Source organism: Microbulbifer harenosus (genome assembly GCF_005771435.1).
GTDB lineage: Bacteria > Pseudomonadota > Gammaproteobacteria > Pseudomonadales > Cellvibrionaceae > Microbulbifer > Microbulbifer harenosus.
In genome coordinates, this window is record NZ_VANI01000026.1 from 1 (window position 1) to 5,962 (window position 5,962).

General features: G+C 46.3%; 8 protein-coding genes. All 8 read right to left on the reverse strand.

Annotated elements, in window-relative coordinates:
- Positions 1-340 precede the first annotated feature (340 nt).
- The gene (locus FDY93_RS18855) at positions 341-706 is read right to left on the reverse strand and encodes a hypothetical protein (RefSeq protein WP_138237311.1); all 366 of its coding nucleotides are present in this window, start codon (positions 704-706) and stop codon (positions 341-343) included.
- A gap of 155 nt (positions 707-861) precedes the next feature.
- Positions 862-1,206 (reverse strand): GFA family protein, encoded by a 345-nt coding sequence (locus FDY93_RS18860; RefSeq protein WP_138237312.1) that lies wholly within the window; start codon positions 1,204-1,206, stop codon positions 862-864.
- Between the two features lie 90 nt (positions 1,207-1,296).
- Positions 1,297-2,139, reverse strand: a complete 843-nt coding sequence (locus tag FDY93_RS18865; RefSeq protein ID WP_138237313.1) for a methylated-DNA--[protein]-cysteine S-methyltransferase — start codon at positions 2,137-2,139, stop codon at positions 1,297-1,299.
- An 11-nt stretch (positions 2,140-2,150) separates the two neighbouring features.
- Complete coding sequence (locus FDY93_RS18870) at positions 2,151-2,915, reverse strand: SDR family oxidoreductase (protein ID WP_138237314.1); 765 nt, start codon at positions 2,913-2,915, stop codon at positions 2,151-2,153.
- A gap of 367 nt (positions 2,916-3,282) precedes the next feature.
- Positions 3,283-3,684: a VOC family protein gene (locus FDY93_RS18875; protein WP_138237315.1), complete on the reverse strand. Its 402-nt coding sequence runs from the start codon at positions 3,682-3,684 to the stop codon at positions 3,283-3,285.
- 230 nt (positions 3,685-3,914) lie between these two features.
- Positions 3,915-4,142, reverse strand: coding sequence for a DUF7661 family protein (locus FDY93_RS19980; RefSeq protein WP_138237316.1), 228 nt, complete (start codon positions 4,140-4,142; stop codon positions 3,915-3,917).
- Between the two features lie 323 nt (positions 4,143-4,465).
- Positions 4,466-4,789 carry a hypothetical protein gene (locus FDY93_RS18885; protein ID WP_138237317.1) on the reverse strand — a complete coding sequence of 108 codons (324 nt, stop codon included), beginning with the start codon at positions 4,787-4,789 and terminating at the stop codon, positions 4,466-4,468.
- A 164-nt stretch (positions 4,790-4,953) separates the two neighbouring features.
- A complete protein-coding gene (locus FDY93_RS18890; RefSeq protein ID WP_138237318.1) occupies positions 4,954-5,847 on the reverse strand; it encodes a sulfotransferase domain-containing protein in 894 nt (297 codons plus the stop codon).
- Between the last annotated feature and the right edge of the window lie 115 nt (positions 5,848-5,962).

Consider the following 5,962-nt stretch of genomic DNA (forward strand, 5'->3'; position numbering starts at 1 on the left):
GGGGTCATGGCTGATTCCTTTGTGTAAGTACGGTTGGAATCAGTGTGTTGAAGTCGAATCAGGAAAAACAGGTGCTGATTCTTTGGCGCTTACCATTCCTCTAGCTGTTCTGGCTTGTTTTCATCATTAAGGTCAAATTCTAATAACCTTACAAGCTTATTTCGCTCGTTCACAAAAACTTCACCCAAAAATATTGATCTATTCTTGGAGCGAAAGACATTGGCAATAGATGAAAACATAGTCCCTTACTATATGTTAATTATAGCGTCGCCATCTTCGGCGGCTGGAGCGCATTTAGCGCAAAGTGCATTGCGTAAGCCATTTCTCCAGCATGGCCCGGTTATGCATTGTTCCTGATATACAAATAGTAACCCAGAAATTTTCCGGGATTCCTACTTACCATCATATGAACACTTAGCTCACTTCTTAAACAAAGTTGCTTTAACGCCCGCTCTACTGGTTCCCTAGTCTCAAATGGCTTTTGGTATTTTTTACTGACAGTCGCCACAATACCAAGCACATCTTTAGTGGCATGTTGGTCGATACCAGACTCCAATTCTACCAGGCCATTTTTCCTGGTATCTAAGTAATATTTGAACCCGTCAAGCTCACTTGTCAGTAAATCCAATAAGCTTTTCCAATCTATACTTTGTTGCCTTTTTCGATGAATTTTAACGGCAACCCAATTTAATAATTTTAACAGCACTGAACTTCCTTTTCATGCACAACACCACGAACCGGGGGGCTTACTTTATGCGTTTTTGCGCGAAACCAGGAGCCTAGCGACCCGGGCAAAAGATAAGCTGTCCCGAGAAGAGCTAGGTTCCGAGCAAATTGTCCGACCTTGTTAAGCGTTTCTATCTATAGGGAGCGACCATCTATAGATTCTTTTTTAATCGAACCCAAGTCGATATCTTCTAAACAGCGAACATTAATCGCTGCTACTTCCATCCCCCCATGCTCACCAAAACCAAATGGTGCACAGCCACAATTGGCACAAAACTGATGCTTTATATTATGTGTGTTGAAAGTATATGTAGCGAGGGAATCCTCCTCGACTTGCAAAGAAAGTTCAGTTTTTGGCAAAAACCATAATAAATAGCCTTTTCGGCTGCAATGGGAGCAATTACATTCCATGACAGAATCGAAATCGCCATTGACTTCGAATCTAATTTTCCCGCAGTGGCAGCTGCCTTTATGATTCATTTTAAATTCTTCCCTATAGATGGTTTTCGGTCTAAATTCTTAACGCCCAGCATCAGTTGGCGAGGTGCGAGCGTCGGCAGTATAGCGTTGTTATAGCGCAACCGGCTCATCATGCATTTTCTCCCAGGTTTGCACCATAAGCTTCTTCGTTGGTCCCCAACGGTAACCCCCCAAGGCGCCACTCTGCTGTATAACCCGATGACAGGGAATCAGTAAAGCGACCGGATTTGCGCCGATGGCGTTACCAACTGCCCTTGCAGCCTTGGGGGCACCTAATGCCTTGGCTACTTTGGCATAGCTCGTCACCGCGCCCGGCGGGATTTTCAGCAGAGCTCGCCACACGGCGATTTGAAAATTGGTTCCTGCCACATGCAGCGATAGCGGGCCATCCTTGGAAACAGTATCACTATTAAAAAATGCGTCAATAACATGGCGCGTAGATGGGAGGCTCTCCCTGATCGAACTAAGCGGCCAAGCGTTATGCAAGTTATCTAGTAACTCGTCCATGCTGTTGAACTCCATGAACTCTGCCCGGCAAACACCACGCTGGGTTACCGCAACAAACATTGGGCCCAGCGGGGTGGCGTGTACACCGTACTCAATGTGAACTTGCTTACCTCGACTTTTATACTCTCCGGGGGTGACAGCTTCCAGCTGCACAAAATGATCATGCAACCTTGAGCTGCCGCTTAACCCAAGTTCATGAGAGACTTCGAGCAAGGAATGAGAATTCTCCAGCAACACTTTGCCCCGCTCCAATGTCAGGACCTGTAAAAAGCGCTTCGGGGTAGTACCCGCCCACCTACAAAACAGCCTTTGAAAGTGATACGGACTCAGATGCACATGGGCCGCTATCTCTTCAAGGTTGGGCTGATCCATTGCCCGATCAACCAAATAGGCCATAGCGCTTGCGATTCGGTCATAGTCTGACATGGCGCGACCTCTCAGACGCGATTTATGGATACACCGCCATCTACCAACATCGCAGAACCAGTTGTGAAACTGGAGGCATCGGATGCTAAGTACAATGCGGATTGAGCAATTTCATCTGGTGTCGCCATACGCTTGAGAGCATGCAGGTTATGCACAAACGCCAATGCTTCTGGCGTATTGGCAAATTCACGTCCCGCTGGCGTATCAGTACCACCGGGCAGAAGGGCATTGACCCGGATATTCTTAGGCCCATGTTCTGACGCCAGCACTTGAGTCAACCCAATAAGGCCAGCCTTACTGGCTGCGTAGGCAGCCATACCTGGCATACCTGCGGTGTAGCCAACGAAGGTAGAGGTGAAAATTAACGAACCTCCTTTTCGGGTAGCCATAGCGGGCAGTTGATACTTTGCACCCAAAAATGCGCTGGTTAAGTTCGTCGCAATAACCTGATCCCATTCCGTTTTCGACATTTCCGGGACAGGGCTCATAGCACCCAGGATAGCCGCATTGTTGAAAGCGATATCCAATCCGCCGAAGTAACTTACCGCCTTATCTACCAAAGTTTTGGCAAAAACCTCATCACCAACATCACCCGCTAGTGCCAGTGCCTGCCCGCCTTCCGCGTTGATTGAGTTCGCAAGGTCATCAAGCTCCTTTTGTCGCCTTGCAGCCACCACGACGGCAGCACCTTCTTTCGCGAAAAGCTTCGCGGTCGCGTAGCCAATACCGGTGCTGGCACCAGTAACGATAGCAACTTTGTTAGCAAGTATAGTCATCAGTCATTCCTTCTGGCTCTAATCATTATAAAAGGGCACATGCCCGAACAGAGGCCATATTAGAAGGACGAACGACTACTGCCGACCCGAATCTTGCTGTACTTCAATTACGCTATAACGAGGCTGTAGAAAAACTCCGGCCTCTTTGCTGTTCATATTATGTGCAGAAAATCGCGCTTCTATGCGAATTCTGTACCTGATTTACATGGCGGAAAACATTTCAGGACACTCTCCGCACGAAAAAATAATCTATGGAAGAAGTGCTCGAGTTTTTCAACAGCCTGAACGCTCACACAAACGGCGCGAGCTTGCGAGCGTCCGGCGACCGAAAGGAGCGAATTTCAAGTGTTTTTTGGTTAAGTGAAGCTTATGGGTTCGGGCATACAAGTTCCCAGAGATGCCCTTCAGGATCGCTGATATAGCCGATGTATCCTCCGAACGATGGGTCGACTTCGGGTTTCGCCGGTGCCGTTCCGCCGTTCTCTTTAGCGCATTCAAGCGCCCGATCCACGTCTTGTTTTGATTCAACTGCACAACTAATGATGGCAGGGGCAGAATTCCCAGGGAAAAAAGCTTCGCGTTTTGCTTTATGGGTATACGCTTCGTAAGCATTCTTCTCCATTATGAAAAGAGACAGGTTCGGGAATTCAAGAGTAAGAATACCCTCTTCTATTTTTGCTTCAGAAAATCCAAATACTTCCCGGTAAAAAATGAGTGCCTTTTGTACATCGGTAACGGGAAGGCATAGCACTGTAGTTTTAATCTTCATAATTAATCCTCAATACTCCAATAGAATGGTCGGCGCATAACGAGGCTGTAGAAAAACTTCGGCCTCCCTTTTCTGTTTATGTTCTGCGCAGAAAATCGCGCTTCTTTGCGAATTACGGACCTGTTTAACATGGCGCAAAACGTGCGTAGGGTAAGCCGTCCTGCGGAGGCCCGAAGGGCCGGAGCTTCACTACCCGTGATTGTTAGGCAGGGTGCCCTGCGGATGCCAATTTACTTATTTTCACTCAGACGTACCACAGATGGATGCCTCTCAGTTGCCCACTCATGACAGAGATCTGACAGAAACTGAGTTAACTCAGCTTCTGTAATTTCTGGTGGAACAAATATTCCGGCATTTCGTCGCTTACCTTCTGAACCGTGGTAGAAAGTTGACCACCGATTTTGGCTTCTTTCAATCAGAACTTCTCTACCAAAAATATCGTATTTATATCTCTCCATAACTCTGTCCACTTGCCTAACGAGGCTGTAGAAAAACCCCAGCCTCTCTTTTTTGCTTATATTTTGTGCAGGAATATCGCGCTTCTATGCGAATTCTGGACCTGTTTAACATGACGAAAAACATTTTAGGGTACTCTCCGCGCGAAAAACTAATCTATGGAAGAGGTGCTCGAGTTTTTCTACAGCCTGAACGCCCGCAACAGGGGCGACCAATGCTATGCACATATTGTGCGAAATTGGGAGCGCAGCGACCCGCACAACATGTGCATAGCGTTGGGCGTCCCGCGGAGGCCCGCAGGGCCGTAGCATACTGCTTGCGCTTGTTATGCATTTTTTTGCTCGCCCTGCAGTAGATTAACCCCATAGAGGAAGATAACTAACGCTGGAAACCCTAAAACAATGCCAAAGAATTGCTTGTACTCTCTATCGGAGGGATACATTCCATATGGCTGTATCAACCAAAGATAGCTTAAGCAACACAATGCCCAACCAGCACTAGCGATCCAAAAAGCATAAAATTTTTGAGATCTGAAACCGGATTTTGGCTGTGAAACTTCGCTTGAAATTTTCCTGTACTGAAATATCCCTAAAATTGCCACTAATGCGCTTACTAATCCAGTGACTCCGTTTACGATTTCCCAATCCATCTCAAACTCTAATTTTTACTGTGCTCAATTTATGACTGATGCATAACGCCCAGCGCAGGCGCAGCCAGCGCGGAGTGCCTTTTGTGTTAATGTTTGAGCGCCAGCGAGTAACACAAAAGGTGCGTAGCGTTGACTGTCGCTCTGCCGCTGATTGTTATGCTCCGCTACAAGGTTCCAAAGGTCAGCCACTTGAAGCAAGCTTTACTGAGCATGGTGTTGGAAGCCTCAGACAGCAGCTTTTCATCTTCTTGAGTTAATACACTTCTCCATCGACCATTATTTCCCTTATGGAAAAATGTATCTGGGCCATTTTTAAATAGGCGATAGCCACCAGGAAATAATTTATTGAGATTTTTCTTTGTAGATTCAAAGGAAGTGTAATTGGCCAGGGAATTCGCTTCCTCAGCAGAAATCTCGACTTCAATAAATTCGGCGACACGCTTAATTTCTGATTTACTATCAAGCAGTAAGTTGTTGTAATGCACGTGTAACACATTATCTAAATCTTTCACATCAAACCATGACTGCACATGCCTCAAGTTTGACCAGAAAGGATACCCCTCGCTCTCCCATTCAAAATACCCCTTTGTTAGCCATGACTTCCAGAATTCATGGATGCTATCAGGGCACGGTGGTATAGGATGGACATCTGGCGGAAGGTCACTATTAACCAAGTCAACATCCATATTTTTGTAGTGATTCCAGAGAGACATAAAGACATCTCTAGGATCACGATCAACTACAATATATTTAATATTTTTATCAAATTTAATTGCATCGAAGGGCAAATGGGTCTTAATGAACCTTCGTGAAGACTGCTCTTCAAGACGCGCAAGTGTCTCCTCCTCAGGTGCCGGCCTAAAATCTATCCAGTGCCCCACCTCTCTCAATAAGGGTGGGTTTTTGATGCCATGCAAAAGTCCTAAAACAATCATTTGCATCCACGTAGTGCCAGATTTAAAAGGAGTGGCAATTACAATATCCCCACTTCTTGGCTTGAATTTCTGCCATCTATTACTATCTAAGAAGGGGTGTAAATACCTTCTTCTGGCTGACATATTTTTCTCCGTGCTTACTGAGCATAACGCCGTGCTCAGCGGCGGCTTACTTTATGCACGTTTTGCGCGAAAATGGGAGTGTAGCGACCGCGCAAAACGTGCATAAAGTAAGACG

Coding starts and splice junctions, on each gene's coding strand:
- FDY93_RS18860 (WP_138237312.1), bottom strand. CDS start 1,206: ATGAATCATAAAGGCAGCTGCCACTGCGGGAAAATTAGATTCGAAGTC.
- FDY93_RS18865 (WP_138237313.1), bottom strand. CDS start 2,139: ATGTCAGACTATGACCGAATCGCAAGCGCTATGGCCTATTTGGTTGAT.
- FDY93_RS18870 (WP_138237314.1), bottom strand. CDS start 2,915: ATGACTATACTTGCTAACAAAGTTGCTATCGTTACTGGTGCCAGCACC.
- FDY93_RS18875 (WP_138237315.1), bottom strand. CDS start 3,684: ATGAAGATTAAAACTACAGTGCTATGCCTTCCCGTTACCGATGTACAA.
- FDY93_RS19980 (WP_138237316.1), bottom strand. CDS start 4,142: ATGGAGAGATATAAATACGATATTTTTGGTAGAGAAGTTCTGATTGAA.
- FDY93_RS18885 (WP_138237317.1), bottom strand. CDS start 4,789: ATGGATTGGGAAATCGTAAACGGAGTCACTGGATTAGTAAGCGCATTA.
- FDY93_RS18890 (WP_138237318.1), bottom strand. CDS start 5,847: ATGTCAGCCAGAAGAAGGTATTTACACCCCTTCTTAGATAGTAATAGA.